This is a genomic window from Stenotrophomonas sp. WZN-1 (assembly GCF_002192255.1).
Classification (GTDB): Bacteria; Pseudomonadota; Gammaproteobacteria; order Xanthomonadales; family Xanthomonadaceae; genus Stenotrophomonas.
Genome location: NZ_CP021768.1, coordinates 2310368 through 2332457, shown reverse-complemented (window position 1 = coordinate 2332457; position 22090 = coordinate 2310368). Strand labels below are relative to the sequence as shown.

28 protein-coding genes are annotated in these 22090 nt (G+C 65.0%); 16 read left to right on the top strand and 12 right to left on the bottom strand.

What is annotated here, in order from left to right; translation table 11 throughout:
- Positions 1 to 67 precede the first annotated feature (67 nt).
- The gene (locus CCR98_RS11045) at positions 68 to 595 is read left to right on the top strand and encodes a DUF6622 family protein (RefSeq protein WP_087922630.1); all 528 of its coding nucleotides are present in this window, start codon (positions 68 to 70) and stop codon (positions 593 to 595) included.
- 318 nt (positions 596 to 913) lie between these two features.
- Here CCR98_RS11045 and CCR98_RS11035 read toward each other — a convergent pair whose 3' ends face one another.
- From CCR98_RS11035 to CCR98_RS11020, 4 genes are read right to left on the bottom strand one after another with little or no spacing between them, the layout of a single operon-like run.
- Positions 914 to 1951, bottom strand: a complete 1038-nt coding sequence (locus CCR98_RS11035; RefSeq protein WP_087922629.1) for an alpha/beta hydrolase — start codon at positions 1949 to 1951, stop codon at positions 914 to 916.
- The gene (locus tag CCR98_RS11030; protein ID WP_080103060.1) at positions 1948 to 2424 is read right to left on the bottom strand and encodes a cupin domain-containing protein; all 477 of its coding nucleotides are present in this window, start codon (positions 2422 to 2424) and stop codon (positions 1948 to 1950) included. Before CCR98_RS11030 ends, CCR98_RS11035 begins: the two co-directional genes overlap by 4 nt.
- Before the next feature lie 25 nt (positions 2425 to 2449).
- A complete protein-coding gene (locus CCR98_RS11025) occupies positions 2450 to 3436 on the bottom strand; it encodes an aldo/keto reductase (RefSeq protein WP_087922628.1) in 987 nt (328 codons plus the stop codon).
- An 11-nt stretch (positions 3437 to 3447) separates the two neighbouring features.
- Positions 3448 to 4677 carry an MFS transporter gene (locus tag CCR98_RS11020; RefSeq protein ID WP_087922627.1) on the bottom strand — a complete coding sequence of 410 codons (1230 nt, stop codon included), beginning with the start codon at positions 4675 to 4677 and terminating at the stop codon, positions 3448 to 3450.
- 168 nt (positions 4678 to 4845) lie between these two features.
- Here CCR98_RS11020 and CCR98_RS11015 point away from each other — a divergent pair, with 168 nt between their 5' ends.
- Positions 4846 to 5733 carry a LysR family transcriptional regulator gene (locus tag CCR98_RS11015; protein WP_087922626.1) on the top strand — a complete coding sequence of 296 codons (888 nt, stop codon included), beginning with the start codon at positions 4846 to 4848 and terminating at the stop codon, positions 5731 to 5733.
- A gap of 439 nt (positions 5734 to 6172) precedes the next feature.
- Positions 6173 to 6406 (top strand): hypothetical protein, encoded by a 234-nt coding sequence (locus tag CCR98_RS21420; RefSeq protein WP_049422290.1) that lies wholly within the window; start codon positions 6173 to 6175, stop codon positions 6404 to 6406.
- A gap of 24 nt (positions 6407 to 6430) precedes the next feature.
- Here the strand turns inward: CCR98_RS21420 and CCR98_RS11000 are convergent, their stop codons facing one another.
- From CCR98_RS11000 to CCR98_RS10990, 3 genes are all read right to left on the bottom strand, one after another.
- The gene (locus CCR98_RS11000; protein ID WP_087922624.1) at positions 6431 to 6982 is read right to left on the bottom strand and encodes a cysteine hydrolase; all 552 of its coding nucleotides are present in this window, start codon (positions 6980 to 6982) and stop codon (positions 6431 to 6433) included.
- A 3-nt stretch (positions 6983 to 6985) separates the two neighbouring features.
- Entirely contained in the window at positions 6986 to 7624 is a 639-nt protein-coding gene (locus CCR98_RS10995) for a DUF6766 family protein (RefSeq protein ID WP_087922623.1), read from the bottom strand.
- A gap of 99 nt (positions 7625 to 7723) precedes the next feature.
- Complete coding sequence (locus CCR98_RS10990) at positions 7724 to 7912, bottom strand: hypothetical protein (protein WP_081352294.1); 189 nt, start codon at positions 7910 to 7912, stop codon at positions 7724 to 7726.
- 148 nt (positions 7913 to 8060) lie between these two features.
- Between CCR98_RS10990 and CCR98_RS10985 the strand changes: the two genes are divergently transcribed.
- The 7 genes from CCR98_RS10985 to CCR98_RS10955 all read left to right on the top strand — a co-directional run bounded on the left by CCR98_RS10985 (position 8061) and on the right by CCR98_RS10955 (position 13390).
- Positions 8061 to 9224: a zinc-dependent alcohol dehydrogenase gene (locus tag CCR98_RS10985; protein WP_087922622.1), complete on the top strand. Its 1164-nt coding sequence runs from the start codon at positions 8061 to 8063 to the stop codon at positions 9222 to 9224.
- Between the two features lie 10 nt (positions 9225 to 9234).
- Positions 9235 to 9741 (top strand): hypothetical protein, encoded by a 507-nt coding sequence (locus CCR98_RS10980; protein WP_087922621.1) that lies wholly within the window; start codon positions 9235 to 9237, stop codon positions 9739 to 9741.
- Between the two features lie 102 nt (positions 9742 to 9843).
- Positions 9844 to 10785: an acyl-CoA dehydrogenase gene (locus CCR98_RS10975; protein WP_087922620.1), complete on the top strand. Its 942-nt coding sequence runs from the start codon at positions 9844 to 9846 to the stop codon at positions 10783 to 10785.
- Positions 10773 to 11531, top strand: coding sequence for a PIG-L family deacetylase (locus CCR98_RS10970; RefSeq protein WP_087922619.1), 759 nt, complete (start codon positions 10773 to 10775; stop codon positions 11529 to 11531). The genes CCR98_RS10975 and CCR98_RS10970 overlap by 13 nt, the downstream gene beginning before the upstream one ends.
- A complete protein-coding gene (locus CCR98_RS10965; RefSeq protein WP_049422297.1) occupies positions 11528 to 12115 on the top strand; it encodes an SAM-dependent methyltransferase in 588 nt (195 codons plus the stop codon). The genes CCR98_RS10970 and CCR98_RS10965 overlap by 4 nt, the downstream gene beginning before the upstream one ends.
- Positions 12112 to 12804, top strand: coding sequence for a glycosyltransferase (locus CCR98_RS10960; RefSeq protein WP_087922618.1), 693 nt, complete (start codon positions 12112 to 12114; stop codon positions 12802 to 12804). Before CCR98_RS10965 ends, CCR98_RS10960 begins: the two co-directional genes overlap by 4 nt.
- 157 nt (positions 12805 to 12961) lie before the next feature.
- Complete coding sequence (locus tag CCR98_RS10955; protein ID WP_087922617.1) at positions 12962 to 13390, top strand: BLUF domain-containing protein; 429 nt, start codon at positions 12962 to 12964, stop codon at positions 13388 to 13390.
- A gap of 112 nt (positions 13391 to 13502) precedes the next feature.
- Here the strand turns inward: CCR98_RS10955 and CCR98_RS10950 are convergent, their stop codons facing one another.
- A complete protein-coding gene (locus CCR98_RS10950) occupies positions 13503 to 13895 on the bottom strand; it encodes a response regulator (protein ID WP_087922616.1) in 393 nt (130 codons plus the stop codon).
- A 205-nt stretch (positions 13896 to 14100) separates the two neighbouring features.
- On the opposite strand from CCR98_RS10950, the gene CCR98_RS21330 reads away from it, so the two are divergent.
- The 5 genes from CCR98_RS21330 to CCR98_RS10925 all read left to right on the top strand — a co-directional run bounded on the left by CCR98_RS21330 (position 14101) and on the right by CCR98_RS10925 (position 17289).
- Positions 14101 to 14442 carry a hypothetical protein gene (locus CCR98_RS21330; RefSeq protein WP_232462999.1) on the top strand — a complete coding sequence of 114 codons (342 nt, stop codon included), beginning with the start codon at positions 14101 to 14103 and terminating at the stop codon, positions 14440 to 14442.
- A 158-nt stretch (positions 14443 to 14600) separates the two neighbouring features.
- Positions 14601 to 15122 (top strand): ferritin-like domain-containing protein, encoded by a 522-nt coding sequence (locus CCR98_RS10940; RefSeq protein WP_087922615.1) that lies wholly within the window; start codon positions 14601 to 14603, stop codon positions 15120 to 15122.
- 214 nt (positions 15123 to 15336) lie between these two features.
- Entirely contained in the window at positions 15337 to 15804 is a 468-nt protein-coding gene (locus CCR98_RS10935; RefSeq protein WP_087922614.1) for a BLUF domain-containing protein, read from the top strand.
- A complete protein-coding gene (locus CCR98_RS10930) occupies positions 15801 to 16562 on the top strand; it encodes a DUF72 domain-containing protein (protein WP_087922613.1) in 762 nt (253 codons plus the stop codon). The genes CCR98_RS10935 and CCR98_RS10930 overlap by 4 nt, the downstream gene beginning before the upstream one ends.
- Positions 16555 to 17289 (top strand): DNA-formamidopyrimidine glycosylase family protein, encoded by a 735-nt coding sequence (locus tag CCR98_RS10925; RefSeq protein WP_087922612.1) that lies wholly within the window; start codon positions 16555 to 16557, stop codon positions 17287 to 17289. The genes CCR98_RS10930 and CCR98_RS10925 overlap by 8 nt, the downstream gene beginning before the upstream one ends.
- A 38-nt stretch (positions 17290 to 17327) precedes the next feature.
- Here the strand turns inward: CCR98_RS10925 and CCR98_RS10920 are convergent, their stop codons facing one another.
- The 4 genes from CCR98_RS10920 to CCR98_RS10905 all read right to left on the bottom strand — a co-directional run bounded on the left by CCR98_RS10920 (position 17328) and on the right by CCR98_RS10905 (position 19220).
- Positions 17328 to 17825, bottom strand: a complete 498-nt coding sequence (locus CCR98_RS10920; protein WP_005416567.1) for a DUF892 family protein — start codon at positions 17823 to 17825, stop codon at positions 17328 to 17330.
- A gap of 314 nt (positions 17826 to 18139) precedes the next feature.
- Positions 18140 to 18562 (bottom strand): low affinity iron permease family protein, encoded by a 423-nt coding sequence (locus CCR98_RS10915; protein WP_087922611.1) that lies wholly within the window; start codon positions 18560 to 18562, stop codon positions 18140 to 18142.
- The gene (locus CCR98_RS10910; RefSeq protein WP_087924174.1) at positions 18559 to 18813 is read right to left on the bottom strand and encodes a hypothetical protein; all 255 of its coding nucleotides are present in this window, start codon (positions 18811 to 18813) and stop codon (positions 18559 to 18561) included. Before CCR98_RS10910 ends, CCR98_RS10915 begins: the two co-directional genes overlap by 4 nt.
- A 125-nt stretch (positions 18814 to 18938) precedes the next feature.
- Positions 18939 to 19220: a hypothetical protein gene (locus tag CCR98_RS10905; protein WP_180844340.1), complete on the bottom strand. Its 282-nt coding sequence runs from the start codon at positions 19218 to 19220 to the stop codon at positions 18939 to 18941.
- A gap of 177 nt (positions 19221 to 19397) precedes the next feature.
- On the opposite strand from CCR98_RS10905, the gene CCR98_RS10900 reads away from it, so the two are divergent.
- A complete protein-coding gene (locus tag CCR98_RS10900) occupies positions 19398 to 22049 on the top strand; it encodes an excinuclease ABC subunit UvrA (protein ID WP_087922610.1) in 2652 nt (883 codons plus the stop codon).
- Positions 22050 to 22090: the final 41 nt, after the last annotated feature.

Sequence of the window (22090 nt, the reverse complement as noted above, 5' to 3'; positions counted from 1 at the left end):
GAATAGTGAGCGCCAAGGCGAGGGCGCCTCGCCACCACTCAGCCACCACGCACCAAGGGGACCACTCATGAACATGCTCCAGCAACTCGCCTCGCAGACGCCGATCTGGGTCTGGCTGCTCCTGGCCTTCCTGATCACCCGCGGCATCACCGCCATGAGGCCGGGGGAGACCTCGCTGCAGAAGCTGGCGATCGTACCCGCCCTGTTCGCCGTCTGGGGTGCGTGGTCGATCAGTCATCGTTTCGGCGCGTCGCTGACTGCCTGGAGCGAGTGGCTGGCCGGCATCGCCACCGGTGCCGCGCTTGCCTGGCTGCTGCTGAATCGGTTGAAGCTGACGCTGGACCGCAGCACCGGCAAGCTCTGGCGCAGCGCGGACTTCAGCCTGCTGCCGCTGCTGCTGATCACCTTCCTGGTGAAGTACGGCTTCGAAGTCGCATTTGCGGTATCGCCGTCGCTGTCCGCCAGTGCCGGTTTCAGTGCGGCCTACCTGCTGCTGGCGGGCGGATTCACCGGCATCTTCGTCGGCAAGTACTGCCGGTACCTGGCCTCGCTGCGGATGGATGTGGCAGGCAAGGGGCTGGAAACCGCAGGCTGATTGACCTGGTAGTGCCGGCCGCTGGCCGGCTCTGCAAGTCACCGGGAGTCGAGTTCGGCGCTACCATCGGAGCGGCGGCCGATGACCGCACAGCGGCCCACATTGCTGCTACGGCACTGGCGTTGATGGGTGCAAGAACGTCCGTTTCGGTCCTGGCCAGTTCATTGCTGGGGTTCGTGCTGTTCATTGCCGTTGCCGTGGGTGTCTTCAGCGCCCGCAGTGTTGGGAAGGTGTGGCTGAGCCTGGTGGCGGGGAGTGCCCTGACGGGGTTGCTGGTGGCGATGCTTCGGACAGGGTGAGGGCAGGGGCGTTGGCCTGTCACATGCGTCCGTCCAGGCTCTTCCGGAAGAACGCCCCCAGCGCTGCAAACGGAATCAGATCGGTGCGGTCGTACAGATCCACATGGCCTGCACCCTTCACCCACAGCAGTTCCTTCGGTTGTCCCGCCAGCCGGTAGGCCTCCTCACTGAATTCCTTTGAATGCGCCTGATCACCCGCAATGAACAACATCGGACGCGGGGAGATGGTCTCGATGTCGTTGAACGGATAGAAGTTCATGAACTTCACGTTGCTGGTCAGCGTCGGGTGGGTGGTGAGCTGCGGTGATGAACCAGTCGGCGTGAACTCGCCGCGCGAAGTGCGGTAGAAATCGTAGAACTCGCGCTGGATCGGATGAGTATCTGCCTCAAGCCTATGCACCGTGCCGGAGGTGTACTGTGCGGCGCCGCCCTCGGCTTCGACCCAACGCTGGCGCGCGGCAGCAGCAATCACGGCCTTGCGCTGCTCGATGCTCTGCGAGCGGTTGAGGCCACTGCGGTTCGCAGCGCCCATGTCGTACATGCTGACGGTAGCAATGGCTTTCATGCGCGGGTCGATCTTGGCCGCACTGATCACGAAACTGCCACTGCCGCAGATGCCAAGCACGCCGATCCGTTCGCGATCCACCTGTGGCTGCGTGCCCAGGTAATCGACGGCTGCACTGAAGGCCTCGGCATAGATGTCCGGTGCAACCGCATTGCGGGGCTCGCCCGCACTTTCACCCCAGAATGACTGGTCGATAGCCAGGGTCACGAAGCCTTGTTCAGCCAGCTTCTGTGCATAGAGATCCGCACTCTGCTCCTTCACCGCACCCATGGGATGGCCCACGATGATGGCGGGCAACGCTTGCCCAGGCCTGCCGTTCTTCGGTACGTACAGATTGCCGACGATCTGCATGTGGTACTGGTTGTTGAAGTGCACTTTCTCGGTGATGAGCTGGGTGCTGCGATAGAAGTTGTCGGCGCCGTGGGCCATGTCCTGTCCAACTGCAGTGAGGGGGATGGCCGCGAGGACCAGAGAAAGCAGCAGCGTCTTCATTCGCGCATCTCCGAATATTCTTCGTCGCTCACTTTCTCCAGCCACGTCACCGGGCTGCCATCCACCGCCTCGGCAATCGCGATGTGGGTCATCGCCACTGCGGCACTTGCGCCATGCCAGTGCTTCACGCCCGGGGCGATCCACACGGTGTCACCCGGACGGATCTGCTGGCGTGGCTGACCCCACTGCTGCACCCAGCCCACGCCTGCCGTCACGATGAGGGTCTGGCCCAGCGGGTGGGTGTGCCAGGCTGTGCGTGCGCCGGGCTCAAAGGTGACCGTCGCACCGCCTACGCGGGCCGGCGCAGGGCGTTGGAAGCCGCCGTCGATGCGCACGTTGCCGGTGAAGTAGTCAGCGGGGCCCGCCACGGACGATGCGCTGCCAGCAGGCGTTATGCTCAGATCGTCGCTGGCCGGGCCGCCGCCGGTGGCAGGCGCAGCCATGGATATCAATGTGCCGAGAAGCATGGACATGGGGAGTACTCCAGGAGTTGGGGGATTACCAGGCGTAGGCATTGGGCGCCTCGCCACCGGGGCCAGGCCAGATCGCATCCAGCCGAGCCAATGACTCACCCGAGAGCTTCAGGGCAGGGGCCTTCAGGTTCTGCAAAAGCTGGTCCACCGTGCGCGGCCCGCTCAACGCGGTGGTCACCACCGGGTTGTGCAGCAGCCAGGCCAGCGCCACGTCGGCGGGCGCCTCGCCCAGCTCATCGCAGAACGCTTCATACGCTTCCAGCTGCGGGCGCAGCTGTTCGATACGCTGCAGGAGGTGCGGGGTAGCGCGTCGGCCATTGGTGACCTTCTTCAGCACGCCTCCCAGCAGGCCCATGCCGATCGGGCTCCAGGGGATCAGGCCGAGCCCGTGGTAGCGCAGTGCCGGGATCACTTCCAGCTCCACCGTGCGCTGGGTCAGGTTGTACAGGCTCTGCTCGGCCACCAGGCCGAAGGTGTGCCGCGCGGTGGCCACGCCCTGTGCGGTGGCGATGTCCCAGCCGGCAAAGTTGCTGCTGCCCACGTAGGTGATCTTGCCTTCGCGGATCAGCTGTTCCATGGCCTGCCAGATTTCTTCCCATGGCGTGGCCCGGTCCACATGGTGCATCTGGTACAGATCGATGTGGTCGGTCTGCAGTCGGCGCAGGCTGGCCTCGCAGGCGCGGCGGATGTGGTACGCCGACAACCGGCGATCATTCGGGCCCAGCCCCATCGGCTGGTACACCTTGGTCGCCAGTACCAGGCCGTCACGCTTGCCACTGCGCTTGAGCCAGCGCCCGATGATCTCTTCGGAGAGGCCGAAGCCCTGCGCCATGCCCGGCGACTGCGGTCCGCCGTAGACGTCGGCGCTGTCGAAGAAGTTGATGCCGGCATCCACGGCGGCATCCATGATGGCGAAGCTGGTCGGCTCGTCGGCAAGCTCGCCGAAGTTCATGGTGCCAAGACCCAGCCGGCTGATCTTCAGGCCCGAGCGGCCCAGAGAGGTGTAGTGCATGGGGAACTCCTTCAGGAATGGACAGGCAGGCGATGGTGCTGCGCCGAGCGCGCAGCGATGCAGGACGTCACCACCGAGCCCAGCAGCAGGACAGCGCTGAACCAGAACGTGGCGCGGTAGCCCTGGTGGTCCAGCAGCAGGCCGCCCACGGTCGCACCGATGGCGATGGCCATCTGCACCACGGCCACCATCAGGCCGCCACCGGCCTCGCCGTCATCGGGCAGGGTGCGGGCCAGCCACGACCACCAGGCCACGGGCGCCGACGTGCCAAGCAAGCCCCACAGGGCGAACAACACCGCCACCCTCGGCAGCGTGTTGCCGAGCAGGATCATGCACACCGCCACCATGGCCATCAGTGCTGGCAGCAGCACCAGTGTGCGGAACAGTGCCTTGTGCACGAAGGGCTCGATCAACACCGTGCCAGCCAGGCCCGCAGCCCCCATCAACAGCAGCAACAGCGACAACGTCGAAGGCGATACGTGTAGCGTGGCTTCCACGAACGGGCGCAGGTAGGTGAACAGCGAGAACTGGCCCATGAAGAACAGGCTCACGCCCACCATGCCCCACGCCACCGGCGGGCGCTTCAACAGCGAGAACACATTCCACGAAGCGCGCCCGGCGGTCGCCTTCATCGATGGCAGCGCGGCGATCTTCCACAGCAGGGCCACCACAGCCACCGGCACCAGCGAGAAGAACGCGCCGCGCCAACCGATGATGGCGCCGAAGTAACTGCCCATCGGCGCTGCAATGACGGTGGCAAGCGCGTTGCCGCCATTGACGATGGCCAGTGCGCGGGGCACCTGGTGCGAAGGAACCAGGCGCATGGCGGTGGCCGCCGACATGGCCCAGAAGCCACCGATGGCCACGCCGATCAGCGCACGGCCCAGCATGAACACCGGGAAGCTGGGCGCCAGTGCCGCCAGCGTTCCCGAGAGGATCATTGCGGTAGTGAGGCCCAGCAGCAGCCATTTGCGGTCCAGCTGCCCGGCCAGTGGCGAGACCAGCAGGCTGGTGACCAGTGCAAATGCACCGGACACCGCGATCGCCTGGCCTGCCTGGCCTTCACTGACCTGCAGGTCGGTGGCGATGGGCGTCAGCAGGCTGACCGGCATGAATTCGGAAGCGACCAGCGCGAAGGCGCCGAGTGACAGGGCCAACACCGCGCCCCATTCCCTGGGGGTCGCCGAGCGGACAGGCGCGGCCATGCCTGCCCCAGCCGGGGGGAGATTGAGTGAACTCATGAAGGTTTCCAGGCCCAGAAGGGCGGTGACGGCGGAAGGCTCCGGCTGCCGGAGCTCCCGTGGTGGGGGAGGGGGCCAGTCTGGACCACGCGCGGGTATTTGATTAGATAATCAATTGCGAATAGCTCAATTAGTTGTGCTAATTAATTCCTGTGACACACTGCACGCATGGCACGACGCAACTTCAATGACCTGCTGGCTTTCGTGACCGTAGCGCGGGAGGGCAGCTTCACCCGCGCGGCGGGCGTGCTGGGGGTTACCCAGTCCGCACTGAGCCAGGCCATCAAGACCCTGGAAGAGAGTCTCGGCATCCGGCTGCTGACCCGCACGACGCGCAGCGTTTCGCCGACCACGGCAGGCGAGCGCCTGCTGCAGTCGATCGGCAACCACTTCGACGACATCGAAATGGAGCTCGAAGCTCTTACTGCATTGAGGGACACACCGGCCGGGCAGGTCAGGATCACCAGTGGCGACCACGTACTGCGCACGGTGCTGCTGCCCAAGCTGATGCCGCTGCTGCACCGCTATCCGGACATCCGCATCGAGTTCGATGTCAGCTATGCACTGCGTGACATCGTTGCCGATCGCTTCGACGCCGGTGTTCGTCTCGGTGAATCCATCGACAAGGACATGGTCGCCCTGCCCATTGGCCCACGCCTGCGCATGGCCACCGCAGGGACGCCGGCGTACTTCGCTGCGCACGGAATGCCGAAGGTGCCAGGTGATCTGACCGGTCACCGATGCATCAACATCCGCCTGCCCACCAGCGGTGGACTGTATGTCTGGGAGTACGAGAAGAAGGGTCGCGAGATCAATGTGCGCGTGGATGGCCCGTTGGTGTTCAGCACGTCACCGCACATGGTCGATGCCGCGCTTGACGACCTGGGCCTGGTGCATCTGCCCGTTGATGAGCTGGCACCCCATCTGGAAAGCGGCCGCCTGGTGCGGGTACTGGAGGACTGGTGCCCGCTGTTCCCCGGCTATCATCTGTATTACCCGAGCAGGCGGCAGCCATCCCCGGCGTTCAGCCTGGTGCTCGAGGCATTGCGGGTTTAGGTCGATAGAGTGTCGATGACCTGTTCGGCATTACGGCTGCGATGGGTTCACTGGAACAGGATCACCGCCCTGCAGCCGAGGCTGGATGAACTCCAGCAGCGCCCGAACCCGCGCGGTGACCGAGTGCCGGTGGCTATAGGCACCCCGCAGCTGCAGCGGCGCCGGGCTCAGATCCAGCTGCACGTTCTGCAGCCGGCCCCTCGCGTGCGGGCTCTTCGCTACCGATCCGGAAACGTGCCGAATTCCCACCAATGCAGAACGCGGCAAGCGTTTGACCAGGCAAAACGCACGCCTGGATAGTCCACCCGTCAACTGGGCGGGGCACGTTTTACGAGTACCTTGCAATGCGTATTCTGGACCTCCTGGGCACACTGCGTTCACGGTCACCGACACCCACGCTCAACACACTGCACCTTCCTTACGCACGAAGAGGTGCCACATGGCCACCTGTGATGTCTGCGGCAACAACTACGACAAGAGTTTCACCCTGCAGCAGGGCGGACGCAGCGGAACCTTCGATTCGTTCGAGTGCGCGATCCATGCATTCGCGCCACGCTGCGCACATTGCGACTGCGCGGTAATCGGGCATGGCGTCGAAGGAAAGGGCCAGATCTTCTGCTGTGCACATTGCGCCGGTCATGCCGGTGTACAGGGTGTAGCGGACCGGGCCTGAGCTGCCTCGGGTGGATCCTGCCGATTACGCAGAGACCAACGACGAAAGTCGAGCGACCCGGGCTGCGCCCGAGTCCGCCAGCACTGCCAGTGCACGCCGTTTCTGGGAGGGCATCGCCGCCACAGCGTCCAGTGCCACCACGACCTCGAACTCCCTGGCGTTGGCGTCCAGCGCCGTGGCGAGGACACACGAGTCGGCCGTCATGCCAGTGAGGCAAAGACGGCGCACCCCCAGCTTGGCCAACAGAATCGGCAAGGGACTGGCGAGGAATGCCGAGTGCTTGGGCTTGAGCACGAAATAGTGGCCGGGCAGGGGTGAAAGGGCTGTGGCAATTCGCGCAGCCGTCCCCCCGTCCCGCTGGCACTGCTCCACTTGCTGGCGGAAATCCCGCTTCCAGTCAGAAAAGTTGTCATTGGCATAGATGACTGGCCACTTACGGTCATCGAAGTGATCCCTCAGGCGGCGGATCTGCCGGGCCGCCCTCTCTGCCACTGGCGCCAGCGCGTCTGCACCTGGGAAGTCGAACCGGCTGAACATGTCGATGATCAGCAGGGCGGTAGAAGGAGGGCGTGCCATGTCTCAATCTCCTGTCTGTGCATGTGGCGCTTCGACCGGCTTGGACTGTGGCGAATCCTTCTGGCGCAGGAAGATGGTCAGCACAACCAGAGACAGCACGGCCAGAAACTCACTTTGCCAGTTCTGCATCGATTCGAACCAGAACGTGCTGCTGGCCAGGTGCTCGAGAAAGCCCGGCACTGGCAGGCCCTGCAGCCGCTGCTCGGCCTGTTCGGCTCGCCAGCTTCCCAATGCATGCAGCGTAAAGCTGGCCAGGAACAACAGGCCGAAGGCGATCGCAAGCGAATGGCCATAGATGATCTTCCATGCGCCACCACGCCTGACGGGCCAGGGCGTGGGCCCCGGCTCGACGCGATTCTGTTCCTGCGCAGGGTCCAAGGGTCGCGACTCGGCCGAACCGCGCTGGCGCAGGCTGACCGTCAGAAGAACATACATCCCCATCTGCAGGAATTCGCTCTCCCAGTTCTCGAATGTGGCGCTGACGAAATGCCCGGTTGCCAGGTAGTGCCAGAGATCGATCGGCGTGCGTCCGTGCTGCACCAGCTCCTGGTTGTGCACGTGATGTCCCGCAACTGCCTGCCCACCGATGAATACGACGGTAAGCACGAGCAGCACCAGCGAGAGACCGTTGCGTTTCCACATGCAACACCTCGTTCAGGCTGTTTCAATGGCCGTGATGAAGCTTGCGCCGCCAGCGGGCCATGAGCTGTGAATCCGGCGCATCCAGTATGTGAGGCGGACTCAACGCTTTCCTGTTGGATCGGGATCAGGACGCTCGTAGTCCTCGGGTACAGCCTTGGGGCCATCGCCATCGTCGGGCATGTCGTGCTCCTTCCATTTGGCTCGATCATTGCGCCGCTTGTCGGGCGTATGTGCCTTCGACTGATCATCCACGTCCGTGGTCGGATTGAAGGGAAGCTTGTCGGTCATGGGTCGCTCCTGCAGCAGGAGGTTGAAGCGTGCGACCCGTCCGGTTAACGCGGTGACGTCGCGAAATGAACACCATGCACACCGGGATGTCACCGCAGGGGGAGGGGGGTGTTGCGATGCTGGAACCCCCTCTTGCTGGAGAACCGCGATGCAGGCATTGACCTACCACGGCCGCAAGGATGTACGCGTCGAGACCGTGCCGGACCCGGTACTGGCCGCTGATGACGACCTGATCCTGCGTGTTACCGCTACCGCCATCTGCGGCTCGGACTTGCATCTCTATCGGGGCAAGATTCCGGATCTGCACGACGGCGATGTGCTGGGCCACGAATTCATGGGCGTCGTGGAAGAGGTCGGCAGCGGCGTTACCCAAGTGAAGCCGGGGGATCGGGTGGTGATTCCCTTCGTGATCGCCTGTGGTGAGTGCTTCCACTGTCGGCTGGCCGAGTATGCCGCCTGCGAAACCACCAATACCGGCAAGGGCGCCGCGCTGAATCAGAAGGGCCTTCTGCCGCCGGCCGCGCTGTTCGGCTACAGCCATCTGTATGGCGGGGTTGCCGGTGGCCAAGCGGAGTTCGTGCGCGTGCCCAAGGCGAATGTGGGCCCGCTACGTATTCCGGAAGGCGTGGCCGACGAGCAGGTCCTGTTCCTGTCTGACATCCTCCCCACCGGCTACCAGGCCGCGCTGAACGCAGGGGTGAAGCCGGGCTCAACGGTGGCCATCTTCGGCGCGGGCCCGGTCGGGCTGATGAGCGCGGCCTGCTGCCGCCTGCTGGGGGCCGAGACCATCTTCATGATCGATCATCTTCGGTACCGCCTTGATTATGCGCGCCGGGCCTACGGGGTGACCCCCATCGATTTCAACGAGATCGAAGACCCTGCTGACTACATCCTTGCCCAGACCAGCGGGCGGGGCGTGGACGCCTGCATCGAGGCGGTAGGCTTCGAGGCCGAGGGTAGTGCGCTGGAGTCAGCATTGACCGCCGTGAAACTGGAAGGCAGCAGCGGCGTGGCGATCCGGCAGTGCATCGCGGCAGCGCGCCGCGGCGGTGTGGTCAGCATCCCAGGCGTCTACGCCGGCTTCATCCATGGCTTCCTGCTGGGTGACGCGTTCGACAAGGGGCTGACGTTCAAGATGGGGCAGACCCATGTGCAGGGACTGATGCCGGAACTGCTCGACGCAATCATGGAAGGAAAGCTGGACCCGGGTGACATCATCTCGCACAGGATGCGACTGGCCGATGCGGCGCAGGGCTACGCGATGTTTGACGCCAAGGACGACGACTGCCGAAAGATCGTATTGACACCCTGAGCATGCCGCCATGAGCGCGATCCTCATCGCATGTATCTATGCGCTCTGGTTGGCCGCCGGTTGGCTCGACTTCCACTTCCACCGGCGTACCGACCTGCCGCACACCTCTGCGTTGCGGGAAAGTGCACTGCACGGGCTGCAGCTACTGCTGATTGGCAGTGGCGTGCTGGCCTGGCTCCTGCTGGAGAATACCCGGTCACTCCTCGCGCTCCTGGCGCTTCTGGTCATCGCACACGCGATCACCGGCTATTTCGACACCGTCAGCGCGGATGGTCGCCGGCGTATCAGTCCAGCGGAGCAGCACGTGCACAGCGTGCTCGATGCCGCGCCTTGGGTTCTGCTGGGCTGGGTCGGCTGGCACGTGCAGCCGCGGTGGTCGCTGGGCGTGGATCCCGCGGCGCTTGAGGCCTGGTGGCTTGTGCTGTTGCCGGCGCTGGTACTGGTGGTGCTGCCATGGCTGTGGGAATTGCAGCAGTGCCTGCGCGTGAGGCAGCGACGGCGTGGGGCAGGTGCGTGAGGATCACTGCGCAGGGCATTCATGTGCCCGCCACACCTCCAAGACAGTGATGTGACCGCCGGCCGCCTACGTTCATGACATGTCTTCATTGCAGAAGCCCTCATGCAGGATGTGACGCCGCCATCATCGTTGATCAATCGCGCCCGGCAGGTACTCGTCCAGCAGCCTGAACTGCCATTACCGGGATGCGGGCAGACCCTGGATCGTTGGAGGGCGCTTGCGGCCTTGGGGGGCGAAGATCTCTGCCTGGCCAAGGTGCTGGAGGCACACTACGACGCGCAGGCGATCATGGCCGAGTTGAAGGCACCGTCGGCTGCTGAAGGCAGATTGCTGGCGGTGTGGGCGGCAGAGGGCCCGGCCAGCACCCTCCGCATCGACGCCGAGGGCAGGCTGCGCGGGGACAAGCCCTGGTGTTCGGGCAGCGCCTGGGTGGATGCCGCATTGGTCACGGTCCGCAGTGCCCAGGGGGTGTGGTTATGCCAGGTCGCGGCGGAGCACTGGACGACGTTGTCGGGTGAGCCATGGCCCGCCGTCGGCATGGCCGGGATTCCATCCACCACCGTGCGCTTTGATGCCGCGCCGATGGTGATACTGGGCGCGCGCGATGACTACCTGCAGCGACCTGGCTTCTGGCATGGAGGCGCGGGTATTGCGGCGGTCTGGTTTGGCGCAGCGGTCGCGCTGGCCGAGCGCATGCGATCAGCCTGCACCGAGGGAAATCGCGCACGTCTACTGGGTGAGGTGGACCTCGCGTTGGCGCCGGCCGCGGCGCTGCTCCGCGAACTGGCGGCACGCATCGATGCCGAGCCCGAATCGGCACATCGCGAGGACGTGGTGAGGGTACGTTGCGTGGTCGAGCGTGCGGCTACGCGCGTGCTGGATCTGGCGGGTCGGGCCCTGGGCCCGGCGCCCATGTGCCTGGAAGACGCCCATGCCCAACGCTGCGCTGACCTGACCGTGTTCCTTCGCCAGAACCACGCCGACCGCGATTGGGAATGGCTGGGTGGGCAGCGGGCGGCCCAGGAGGCGACATGGGCGCTGTAGCCAAAGCACCGCTGCAAGGCGAAGGAACCCAGGAGCAGGCATGGCTGCGCTGTAATTGGCTCTGGCAGCAGCCGATCACACCGGCAAGCGCACTGTGCACCGGGCATGACCGCCTGGTGGTGGTCGCGCCGCACCCGGACGACGAGATCCTCGGCTGTGGCGGACTGCTCCATCACGCAGTGGGGCAGGGCATGAAGGTCAGCGTCGTTGCCGTGACGGACGGCGAAGCATGCTATCCGGGCGAGCCGTGGTGGACGCCAAGGCGCTTGCGGTCGGCACGACGGGAGGAGCTTGCCGCGGCATTGGGCGAACTCGGCATCCCGGCCGGTTCCATATTTCACCTGGGTATCGCCGACGGCGCGGTCAGCACGCACGAACAGGGCCTGGAAGGCTGGCTGCAACAGCATCTGCAGCCCCGCGACCTGGTACTGGCGCCATGGCGGTTTGATGGCCACCCCGACCATGAAGCGGCAGGCCGTGCTGCCTGCCGCGCCGCCCGGGCGGTGGGGTGCCACCGCCTGGAGTACCCGGTCTGGGGATGGCACTGGCTGGATCCGGCCTGTGCACATATGGCGTGGGAGGTGCCCAGACTGGTCGACATTTCAGCGGTGGCGGCCGCGAAACGAAACGCGATCGCGCATTTCCGGACGCAGACGGGCGACGTGCCGGGCTTGAACAGCCCTCCGGTGCTGCCCGCGCATGTACTGACCCGATTCTTCCGAAACTACGAGGTATTCCTGGCATGAGCGCGCAACCGTACTTCGATGACCTGCATGAGCAGGAGGACCCGTTCGGCTACCGAAGCCGATGGTATGAAGAACGCAAGCGTGCACTGCTGCTGGCAAGCCTGAGCCAGCGTCATTTCACTCGCGGGTGGGAGCTGGGTTGTTCCAATGGCGTACTGACCGAGGCCCTGGCCGCCCGTTGCGAGCGACTTCTGGCAACCGACATCAGCCCGCGTGCTGCGTTCCAGGCGCGCCGCAACCTGGCCCACCTGCCGCACGTGCAGGTCCATTGCGCCAGCCATCCCGAGCAATGGCCGCCGGGCCGCTTCGATCTGATCGTCTGCGGCGAAATGGGCTACTACCTGGGAGCCGGCGCACTGCGCGAGCTGCGCGCCGGTATCGGGGAAGCGCTTCGCGATGACGGGCTGCTGGTGGCCTGCCATTGGCTGCCTTCGTTCCCGGGACGCGCGAGCCGCACCGAGGTCGTGCATCGATGCCTGGGTGAAGGCCTGCAGGAGGCCTTCCACTATCGCGACGCGGACTTCGTACTGCAGGGGTGGACGCGCGGCGCGATGTCGTTGGCCCGTCTGGAGGGCCTGCGGTGATAGGCGTGCTGGTTCCGGCCCACAACGAGGCAGCCAGCATGGAGCGGTGCCTGCAGTCGATCAGGAGAGCGGCCCTGAATCCCGCGCTGGGCGGCGAAGCGGTGGAGGTGATTGTTGCGCTGGACGATTGTTCGGACGCCACGGAATCCATCTGCGCCCAGCAACGGGTTGATACGCTGCGGTTGGCTGCACGCTGCGTCGGCATCGCCCGGGCCACGGCCGCCACCGAGTTGCTGGGCCGGGGTGCACGATGGCTGGCGAGCACGGACGCGGACAGCGAGGTACCTCCTGAGTGGCTGGTCGCACAGCTTGAGGGACGCCGGGACGTCTTCTGCGGGCTGGTGGACATCGCAACGAACTGCAGCGCCGAGGAGCGCCTGCGCAAGGCGTTCCGGAGGCGGCAGCAATGGGGGGACGATCATGGGCGTATCCACGGTGCGAACCTGGGTGTTTCCGCACAGGCCTATCGTGCGGCAGGCGGCTTTGCACCACTGCACTGCGGGGAGGACGTCCAGCTGGTGAGAACATTGCAGCGTCTCGGCGCTGATGTTCGGTGGGCGGGTGCCCCGCTCGTCATGACCAGTGCCCGCCTGGCAGGGCGCGCGACAGGCGGGTTTTCAGCCTACCTGGCGGAGATGGGCGGGTTGGGCGCCGCCCCGGCGGCAGGCCAGCCGATCCTGTCGGCCTGAAAATCAGCCGTTTCGGCGCGCCGTGGCGGGAAATAACGGAAATGCTGTGAAAAACCAGGAATCGCCGGGCAATATGTGACCAATTCACGTTTGGCGTTTACGGCCTCTCAACGACACCGGCCTTAGATTGAGCGACCGGGAAAGCAGGAGCGCCACCATGCCGAACAGAGCCATTGTCTATGTCAGCGAAGCCGTATCTGGGTTCACGTCCGAGCGCTTGAAAGCACTGATGGAAGACGCGGCCCGCTTCAACCGATCAGCGGGTGTGACCGGCGTCCTTTTATTCGACGGCCGGCACTTCCTGCAATACATGGAGGGCCCCGCCGATGGGCTGGATGTGGCCTTCTCCCGCGTCAGCGGCGCCGGTAGCCACGCCGCCCTGATGGAACTTGCTCGCGGGCGTGTCGGGCAACGGCGGTTGCCGTTCTGGCCAATGCGCTGCCTGCCAGTCAGTACGGATGAGCTGCGGATGATCGCCCTTGCTGACTGGACCAGTTTCATCCAGCGGGCGGCGACGAACCAGGCGGGAGCTACGGCGATGGAAAAGCTCCTCTCGATCGTCGAACCCTATGCTAAAGCGGCCTGACTGGTCGATACGCTGCTGTAGGCCGACCTTCCCGAATTTCGCAGGGCGGCCCGGGACAAGTGAAATGGGCTTTCCCTTGCTGACACCCCACTGAGTTGACCGCGGCGCAGGATCAGTGCGTGGCCAGGGGCGTGCAGGCGTCGCCCATCACGCGTTGGACGGCCTGCTGCAACTGGGCGATATGGAAAGGTTTGGCCACGAAGGCCGCGCTTCGGTGGCGCTGCGGCACCAGTTGGTCATAGACCGCAGAGACAAACAGGAAGGGGATACCGAGCTCGGCCAAGCGATCGGCGACCGGAAAGACCACGCCGTCACGAAGCTCCACATCCAGCACGGCGCCATCGAACGTCTGCTTCTCCAACAGACCCATTGCATCAAACACGCTGTACGCATGGGTTACCTGGCCTCCTCCGTCTTCGAGCGCCTGCTCCATCAGTGCGGCCAGATCCAACTGATCTTCCACCAGCAGCAGGTTGCACCTGCGCCGGCTCATATCGGGTTGCATGCGCGCATGCCTGTATTGCCTCGGGAACTGCAGTGTGTGCTGTGCTGCATCAACGCTGCGCGTGTGGAATGTCAGCCCGGTGCGAAGCTGGGGCAGGTGTTGCCAATACTGTCGAAGTGGCGTGGAAAGTGCCCGGCGTTTGTTGACGGCATTTTGGCAGCGGCCATGGATTACTGCCGCCATCTTCGACACTGGAGTTTCCGCCATGCATCGACCTGCAACCGATCCTGCTTCGCCCCGCATGCTGCGTGTCGAGAGCATGTCTCTGGACTGCGGTGGCAGCGCCGTTGTTATGGAGCTTGATCGCGCACCTGAGCGGGCGTGGATGAAGTCGCTGAAGCGAGCTCTTCAGGCCGACACCGCCCTGGAGGCGGCGCAGGCCAAGTTCGATGGCCGCTTTGTGTATATCGTGGGCATGGAGGAGAGTGGGCATCGGGTCCAGCATCGCGTGGTGCAGGTTCTTATGACGATGGAAGGCGGGCGGGCCATGGATGCCAACCGCGAGCACCTCCCGGCTTCAGCGCCATCCGGCTCGATGACCCTCTGAGTCAGGCCCTGGGGCCGAACGCAATCGCTGGATGTTATCGCCGCATCAGCAGGCCGTGGAGCACTCACGTCCGGAGCCTCACGTGGGCCGACAAGGCGGTGATTACCCGCCCTCCATCATGGTCTCCGGAGGCATGTCGCCTCGTACCGGAGATCGAGATGGCACACAGGACCAGCGTCCGAAGCGAGCGCCTGCTGAAATGGCTGCAGGATGCCTATGCCATGGAGCAGGAAGCGGAGACCATGATGAAGGCCATGGCTTCGCGGATCGAGAACTATCCTCACCTCGCCGCGCGCATAGGCCAGCACGTCCAGGAGACGCAACAGCAGGCAGCGTCCCTCCGTGAGTGCATTGAAGCCCTCGGCGGAAGCGTACCCACCGCGAAAGGCCTGTTCGCCAGCATGACCGCAGCGATCCATGCAGCCGGCAACAGCCTGATGGAAGACGAGGTGGTCAAGAGCATCGGTATTTCCTTCGGCTTCGAAAATACCGAGATCGCGACTTACCGGGCGCTGGTGATCGCTGCCGAGCGCGCCGGAGCGCACGACATTGCGGCCGTGTGTGGCCAGATCCTGCAGGAAGAAGTCGCGATGGCGCGCTGGCTGGAAGACAACCAGGACGGCCTGGTCGGCGCGTTCCTCCATCGGGACGAAACGCCCGGTGCCCAGGCCAAGCGCTGACCCCGCAGCCAGTCTACGCCAGCCACCGGGGAAACCGTCGTGCGCTTTCATCTCAGGAAGCGGATCTACACCGGGTGCTTGGGCGAACGCGATCCATGCCGTCAACGCGATGCAGAAGATCTGCGCCCCGATTCAACGCACCCTCCACACTGGTCTCACCGCGCGTACGATGCGCATCGCTAAGGTAGAGCTGTCTGCAACAACCGGTGGTGTCATGCCTCTTCGCGCGATTGCCTATGTAAGTGAAGCGTCCGGCAGCCTGACTGCGGAACGACTGCAGCAGCTTGTGATGGACGCGGTGCTGTTCAATGAATCCGCCGATGTCACCGGTACGCTGTTGTTTGATGGCACCCGCTTCCTGCAGTACCTCGAAGGTCCCGAAGCTGGGGTCAACGGCGCGTACAAGCGGATCCTGGCAGCCGGCAGCCACAGCGGCGTGGTCGAACTCAACCGGGGGAGGGTGGGCCGGCGGCAGTTCCCCCATTGGCGGATGTGCTGCGTGCGGGTGGATGAACTGGCGCTGGGAAAGATCGCCATCTCCGACTGGACAGGCTTCGTGCGCAGCGCATCGGCGCTGGCTTCAGGCACCAGCGCGCTCGATCGCCTGCTGTCGGTGACGCAGTCAAATGTGGAAGGCGTTGCCAGCCGCGCTCTGGAACCTGACGGCTGGGTGGCGCGATGAACACAGCTCCGTCGCCGTCTGGTCCGGTACGCATCGGTTGCGCCGGCTGGTCACTGTCCCGGTCGGCGCAGGGAGCCTTTGGGCAGGGCACTAGCGTTCTTCAACGCTACGCCACCCGCCTGCCCATGGTCGAGATCAACTCCTCGTTCTACCGTCCGCACCTGCCCAGCACCTATGCACGGTGGGCTGCGAGCGTACCGGACCATTTCCGCTTCGCAGTGAAGATGCCGCGCTCGATCAGCCATGAACACCGGCTTCGCGATGCAATGCCACCGCTGCAGCGGTTCCTCGATGGCGTGCTGGCACTGGGTGACAGGTTGGGGCCGCTGCTGCTCCAGTTGCCACCCAGCCTGGCATACGAACCGGAGACGGCGGAGGGATTTCTGCAGGGTCTGCGCGCACGTACCCAGGTCGATGTGGCCTGCGAGCCGCGCCATCCCAGTTGGTTCACTATGGAAGCGGACGCCCTGCTGAGCGACCATGGTGTTGCCCGGGTTGCAGCGGACCCGGCACGGGCACCCTCAGCTGCGATTCCCGGCGGGGACCGCACGTGGAGCTATTGGCGCTGGCACGGCCAGCCGCAGATCTATCGAAGCGCCTACAGCGAACAGGCCTTGGCGGGCCTGGCGCGGGAGCTGGAGCTCGAATCGGATACGCAACGATCACTCTGGTTCGTACTGGACAATACCGCGCTGGGCCACGCCACCAGCAACGCCCTGCGCCTGCAGGCCCTGCTGCAGGAGGGAGAGCATGCCTGAGGGACCATCCATCGTCCTGCTGTGCGAGGCTGCGAGGCATTTCAAAGGGCACGTCGTCCACACCGTTTCAGGGAACAGCCGGATCGATCTGTCGCCACTTCAAGGGCGCAGGGTGAAAGCGGTTCGCAGCTGGGGCAAGCACTTTCTGTTGGAATTCAGCCACCAGACCCTGCGCATCCATCTGATGATGTTCGGCAGCTGGCGCATCGACGAACGGAAGCCAACCCCTGCGCGGGTGTCCCTGGGGTTCGACAATGGCGAGCTGAACTTCTATGCCTGTTCCGTAAAGCTCATTGGCGAGCCATTGGACGACGTCTACGATTGGCGCGCGGACGTAATGAACGATGCCTGGGATCCGAAGCTGGCCCGGCGCGAGCTGAAGGCAATGCCGGACGTCCTGGTCTGTGACGCGCTTCTGGACCAGACCGTCTTCGCCGGCGTGGGCAACATCATCAAAAACGAGGTGCTGTTCCGCATAGGCGTGCACCCGGCCACTCGCCTGGGTAACCTGCCGCCGCGCAAGCTCACCGCCTTGATCACGCAGGCACGCGCCTACAGCTTCGATTTCCTGGAGTGGAAGCGCCGCTTCGAGTTGAAGAAGCACTGGCAGGTACACACGCGCAGGATCTGTCCCGTCTGCGGTGGCCCGATCAGCAAGCTGTACATGGGTACCACCCGGCGGCGCACCTTCTTCTGCCCGGACGACCAGGTGCTGTACGAACCCTGAGGCCGCCGTCCATGGCGGCCTGCCTCGGGGCGCGTCGATCAGGCGGCCTGCGCCGCCTTGGCATTGCCGCCGCCCTTGGCCAGCAGGGTCAGCTTTTCATCGGTCGCCTTCTCTTCCTCCAGCGTCTCCAGCAGCAAGGGAAGGGCATCCTTGTAGCCCAGCTGCTTGGCCAGCGCGGCGATGGTGCCGTAGGACGCAATCTCGTAGTGCTCGACCTTCTGCGCGCCACCGATCAGGGCAGCATCGCGCACAGGGCCCTTGTCGATGCTGTCAATCACCTCCTTGCCTTCCTCGACCAGGCCTTCCATCGCCGCGCACTTGATGCGCTTCAGGCGGATGCCAAGCACCTCCACCACCTGGTCGATGCGCTCGATCTGGCCCTGGGTTTCTTCCAGGTGCGTTTCGAACGCCGCCGCCAGATCCGGATTTTCGGCCGCACGGGCCAGGCGCGGAAGGGCCTTGGTCAGCTGCTTCTCAGCGCTGTAGATGTCCGAGAGTTCGTGGATGAACAGGTCTTCCGCCGTCTTGATAGCCATACTGGGCTCCGCAGTGAGTGGAGCGCTCAGCGTAGGCGTCGCCCAGTTGCGCCAAAGCAAGGGCCAAGTGAAGGCGGCATGGGAACGCCAGCAGAAAGCCTGCGCGCCGCCTTCACGACGCGGTGCGTGTCACTGTGCGTGGCTGCATTTCAATGCCGGCAAGCCTTCGGCATGGCTTCACGATGGCACCGTAGCTCGGGACTGCTTGCGTCCCCGGTCGATGGCCTCCGGTCGGAACAGCCCTGCAAGGCCCTGCCAGGCAGTGCCTTTCTCCAGGACATCCTCACGCGGGTCTGCCGCCGTCGCGGCGCCCTTCAGACCTCGGCGGCCGCGTCCGCATCGCAGGGCATACAGCGCTCCTTCTTGCACTTGATGTCTGCAGCGGTCTTCGCCAGTGCCTCGTAGCGCTGGCGTATCTCTTCAAGATGCGCCGGCTCCATGGACTCCAGATTCAACAGCTCCTGGTTGGCGTCCTTGCTGACCCGGATCAGTTCATCCAGCTTGATGTGCAGCGCGGCCGTATCGGCGTTCTGCGTATGCTGGATCAGGAACACCATCAGGAAGGTCACGATGGTCGTTCCCGTATTCACCACCAGCTGCCACGTATCATTGAAGTGGAAGGCCGGCCCGCTGGCGGCCCAGGTAATGATCACACCCAGCGCGGCGACGAATGCGCCCAGGCTGCCCGACAATCGTGCTGTTGCGACCGCCACACGGGCAAAACCGCGCCGGATCACTGGTCACCTCCCGCGGCCTCCCTATCCGCGCGGCGGTCTGGCAGCTTGACCCGCTGCCCAAGGCGCTTGGCCTGCTCTTCCGGTGTCGGTGCAGCAACAAAGGGAGAGATCGGGTCACTGGCGGGGAAGGTTTCCTGCAGCGCCTCGTCATGGTTGCGGCGGTTGTGCAGCTTCGCCTGCAGTGGACTGACAGGATCGGGGTTCTGCGCTTCCGGGTCCGGGTGGGGAAGGTCTTTCTGATCACGCTGCATGGTGCGGTCTCCAGGTTGGGTGCCACGGCTCAGGTGGCGCGCCCAGCATAGGAACTGCATCGTGAGCGGCCCCATCAAGGGCGGAGCAACGTGGCGTCAAGCCTTCAGGCAAAGCGCGTTAACAATCAGCAGGGCGGGGGTGTTCGGGGTCGGCCACGACGGCGCCAGGCCATCACCTGGCCCACCACGGCCGTCAACAGCAACATCGCATTGGTCACCACGAAAACGGTGCTGCCCAGCATCGCGCTGTACACCGTAAACAGCGCGGACGCGGTCATCTGGCCCACGAACAGCCACTTCGATACCGCCTCGGGGTTCGGCGACTGCCACTGTTTCACCATCTGCCGGATCAACGTCGCCATCAGAACCGCCGTGGCGATCCAGCCAAGTACATCGGGGTGCATGATCGCCTCCTATCGTGCAGATGCCTCACGCTAGCCCTTGGCCGCGCAACGGCGTAGGAAGGGGAGGTGAAGGCGGCATTCCGCCTCCTGCGCCCTCACACCATTCACTCCGCAGCAGCGAGAATGGCCTACCGGGCGCGCCCATTGCGCGGCCCGCCCACCGAATGCAGGAACGCTGAAATGTCCAACACCCCCTTTGGTGAATCGTCATGCGCTGCCGCCGCCAGCGGTTGCGTCGAGGTGCGTGGTGCGCGCGAACACAACCTCAAGAATGTCGACGTCTCCATTCCGCGCAATGCACTGGTGGTGTTCTCCGGCGTATCAGGTTCCGGCAAGTCATCGTTGGCCTTCGGTACCGTCTTTGCAGAGGCGCAGCGGCGCTACTTCGAGTCCGTTGCGCCGTATGCCAGGCGCCTGATCGATCAGGCGGGCGTGCCGGATGTGGACGCCATCGACGGCCTGCCGCCGGCAGTGGCCCTGCAGCAGCAGCGCGGGGCCAGCAATGCGCGTTCGTCAGTGGGCAGCGTGACCACCCTGTCCAGCCTGGTGCGCATGATGTACTCGCGTGCGGGGGCGTACCCGGCCAACCAGCCCATGCTGTATGCCGAGGACTTCTCACCCAACACGCCGCAGGGCGCCTGCAGCACCTGCCACGGCCTGGGGCATGTCTACGAAGTGACCGAAGCGCTGATGGTTCCGGACCCCTCGCTGAGCATCCGCGAGCGCGCCATCGCCTCCTGGCCGCCGGCCTGGCATGGCCAGAACCTGCGCGACATCCTGGTCACGCTGGGCTACGACATCGACGTGCCGTGGAAGAAGTTGCCGAAGAAGGACCGGGACTGGATCCTGTTCACCGAGGAAGCGCCCAGCGTGCCCGTCTATGCCGGGTTCACGCCCGCAGAGACGCGTGCTGCGCTCAAGCGCAAGCAGGAGCCCAGCTACATGGGCACCTATACCGGCGCGCGCCGCTACGTGCTGCATACCTTTGCCAACACCCAGAGTGCGCTGATGCGCAAGCGCGTGTCGCGCTACATGGAAGGCCGGCTGTGCCCGGCCTGCCACGGAAAGCGCCTGAAGCCGGAGGCACTCTCGGTCACCTTCGCCGGCGTGGATATCGGCGAATTCATGCGGCTGCCGCTGGACCAGCTGGCGGCGCTGCTGGAGCCCATCGCACAAGGTGATTTCGGCGCGCACAGCGAGGGCGCTCGCACCCGCAGGAGCGCGACACCCCGCGATCGCGCCCGTCGGGCCGCGAGTGGCCAGGCGACCCACGAGGGTGCCCCCGACGTGCGGCTGACCTCCGCCCTGTCAGAGGAGAAGCGCCTGGCGGCACAACGATTGGCAGGCGGGGTGATGGCGCGGGTGCGCCAGCTGCGTGACCTGGGCCTGGGGTACCTCACGCTGGACCGCGCCACGCCAACCCTGTCGGCCGGCGAACTGCAGCGCCTGCGGCTGGCCACCCAGCTCAGCTCGCTGCTGTTCGGTGTGTTGTACGTGCTTGATGAGCCCTCGGCCGGCCTGCATCCGGCCGACAGCCAGGCGCTGTACGACGCGCTTGAGCGCTTGCGCGACGGCGGAAACTCGGTGTTCGTTGTTGAACACGATCTGGAGCTGATGCGCCGCGCACAGTGGCTGGTGGATGTGGGCCCGCAGGCGGGCGAACACGGCGGGCGCGTTCTCTACAGTGGCGAGCCCGATGGCCTGCGCCACGTCCAGGAGTCGCGCACGGCGCAGTATCTGTTCGACCAGGTGCCCGCACCCGCCAGCCGGCAGCGCAACGCGAGCAGCTGGCTGGAACTGAAGGGCATCCACCGCCACAACCTGCAGGGCGTGGATGCACAGGTGCCGCTGGGGCTGCTGACGGCCGTGACCGGCATTTCCGGTTCAGGCAAATCCAGCCTGATGGCGCAGGCGCTTCCCGAGCTGTTGCTGCTGCACCTCGGGCATGAGCCCGCGGACGACAGCGCGGACAGCGCGCCCACCGACGGGCCGACCGTGATCGAGACGACGCGGGGCACATTGGCAGGCAATATCGACGCCATCCAGCGGGTGGTGCAGGTCGACCAGAAGCCGATCGGGCGCACGCCACGCTCCAACCTGGCCACTTACACCGGCCTGTTCGATCACGTGCGCAAGCTGTTCGCCGCAACACCGGCCGCGCGCCGCTGCCGTTTCGATGCCGGCCGCTTCTCGTTCAACGTGGCCAAGGGCCGGTGCGAGACCTGCGAGGGCGAGGGTTTCGTCAGCGTCGAACTGCTGTTCATGCCCAGCGTCTATGCGCCGTGCCCCACCTGCCACGGTGCGCGATACAACGACGCCACGCTGAAGGTGCAGTGGAATGACCGCAACATCGCCGAGGTCCTGCAGATGACGGTGGACCAGGCGCATGCCTTCTTCAGCGGGGAAGAGGCTATCGCCCGGCCGCTGCAGTTGCTGCAGGAAATCGGCCTGGGCTACCTGCGGCTGGGCCAACCAGCCACGGAACTTTCCGGCGGTGAAGCGCAACGCATCAAGCTGGCCACCGAACTGCAGCGCAGCCAGCGCGGGCGCACGCTCTACGTGCTGGATGAACCCACCACCGGCCTGCATGCGTCCGACGCGGACCGGCTGCTGGTGCAACTGCAGCGGCTGGTGGACGCCGGCAATACCGTGGTGATGATCGAGCATGACATGCGCGCGGTCGGGCAGGCGGACTGGGTGATTGATGTAGGCCCCGGAGCTGGCGGGGCAGGGGGCACCATCGTCGCGAAGGGAACGCCGCAGCAGCTGGCGCGGGCCAAAGGCAGCAGGACGGCGCCGTTCCTCGCGCGCGAGCTGGGGCAGGGCGGTTGAGGCGCAGGCCCAATTGAAGAAAGGCTCCGGCGAGATGCCGG

What these genes read in the sequence shown, in the direction of transcription:
- CCR98_RS10965 (WP_049422297.1), top strand. Translation starts at nt 11,528, where the DNA reads ATGAGCGCGCAACCGTACTTCGATGACCTGCATGAGCAGGAGGACCCG.
- CCR98_RS11045 (WP_087922630.1), top strand. Translation starts at nt 68, where the DNA reads ATGAACATGCTCCAGCAACTCGCCTCGCAGACGCCGATCTGGGTCTGG.
- CCR98_RS10930 (WP_087922613.1), top strand. Translation starts at nt 15,801, where the DNA reads ATGAACACAGCTCCGTCGCCGTCTGGTCCGGTACGCATCGGTTGCGCC.
- CCR98_RS11035 (WP_087922629.1), bottom strand. Translation starts at nt 1,951, where the DNA reads ATGAAGACGCTGCTGCTTTCTCTGGTCCTCGCGGCCATCCCCCTCACT.
- CCR98_RS10995 (WP_087922623.1), bottom strand. Translation starts at nt 7,624, where the DNA reads ATGTGGAAACGCAACGGTCTCTCGCTGGTGCTGCTCGTGCTTACCGTC.
- CCR98_RS10970 (WP_087922619.1), top strand. Translation starts at nt 10,773, where the DNA reads ATGGGCGCTGTAGCCAAAGCACCGCTGCAAGGCGAAGGAACCCAGGAG.
- CCR98_RS10900 (WP_087922610.1), top strand. Translation starts at nt 19,398, where the DNA reads ATGTCCAACACCCCCTTTGGTGAATCGTCATGCGCTGCCGCCGCCAGC.
- CCR98_RS10920 (WP_005416567.1), bottom strand. Translation starts at nt 17,825, where the DNA reads ATGGCTATCAAGACGGCGGAAGACCTGTTCATCCACGAACTCTCGGAC.
- CCR98_RS10985 (WP_087922622.1), top strand. Translation starts at nt 8,061, where the DNA reads ATGCAGGCATTGACCTACCACGGCCGCAAGGATGTACGCGTCGAGACC.
- CCR98_RS10940 (WP_087922615.1), top strand. Translation starts at nt 14,601, where the DNA reads ATGGCACACAGGACCAGCGTCCGAAGCGAGCGCCTGCTGAAATGGCTG.
- CCR98_RS21420 (WP_049422290.1), top strand. Translation starts at nt 6,173, where the DNA reads ATGGCCACCTGTGATGTCTGCGGCAACAACTACGACAAGAGTTTCACC.
- CCR98_RS11020 (WP_087922627.1), bottom strand. Translation starts at nt 4,677, where the DNA reads ATGAGTTCACTCAATCTCCCCCCGGCTGGGGCAGGCATGGCCGCGCCT.
- CCR98_RS10910 (WP_087924174.1), bottom strand. Translation starts at nt 18,813, where the DNA reads ATGCAGCGTGATCAGAAAGACCTTCCCCACCCGGACCCGGAAGCGCAG.
- CCR98_RS11025 (WP_087922628.1), bottom strand. Translation starts at nt 3,436, where the DNA reads ATGCACTACACCTCTCTGGGCCGCTCGGGCCTGAAGATCAGCCGGCTG.
- CCR98_RS11015 (WP_087922626.1), top strand. Translation starts at nt 4,846, where the DNA reads ATGGCACGACGCAACTTCAATGACCTGCTGGCTTTCGTGACCGTAGCG.
- CCR98_RS21330 (WP_232462999.1), top strand. Translation starts at nt 14,101, where the DNA reads ATGCATCGACCTGCAACCGATCCTGCTTCGCCCCGCATGCTGCGTGTC.
- CCR98_RS10990 (WP_081352294.1), bottom strand. Translation starts at nt 7,912, where the DNA reads ATGACCGACAAGCTTCCCTTCAATCCGACCACGGACGTGGATGATCAG.
- CCR98_RS11030 (WP_080103060.1), bottom strand. Translation starts at nt 2,424, where the DNA reads ATGTCCATGCTTCTCGGCACATTGATATCCATGGCTGCGCCTGCCACC.
- CCR98_RS10955 (WP_087922617.1), top strand. Translation starts at nt 12,962, where the DNA reads ATGCCGAACAGAGCCATTGTCTATGTCAGCGAAGCCGTATCTGGGTTC.
- CCR98_RS11000 (WP_087922624.1), bottom strand. Translation starts at nt 6,982, where the DNA reads ATGGCACGCCCTCCTTCTACCGCCCTGCTGATCATCGACATGTTCAGC.
- CCR98_RS10935 (WP_087922614.1), top strand. Translation starts at nt 15,337, where the DNA reads ATGCCTCTTCGCGCGATTGCCTATGTAAGTGAAGCGTCCGGCAGCCTG.
- CCR98_RS10980 (WP_087922621.1), top strand. Translation starts at nt 9,235, where the DNA reads ATGAGCGCGATCCTCATCGCATGTATCTATGCGCTCTGGTTGGCCGCC.
- CCR98_RS10950 (WP_087922616.1), bottom strand. Translation starts at nt 13,895, where the DNA reads ATGCAACCCGATATGAGCCGGCGCAGGTGCAACCTGCTGCTGGTGGAA.
- CCR98_RS10925 (WP_087922612.1), top strand. Translation starts at nt 16,555, where the DNA reads ATGCCTGAGGGACCATCCATCGTCCTGCTGTGCGAGGCTGCGAGGCAT.
- CCR98_RS10975 (WP_087922620.1), top strand. Translation starts at nt 9,844, where the DNA reads ATGCAGGATGTGACGCCGCCATCATCGTTGATCAATCGCGCCCGGCAG.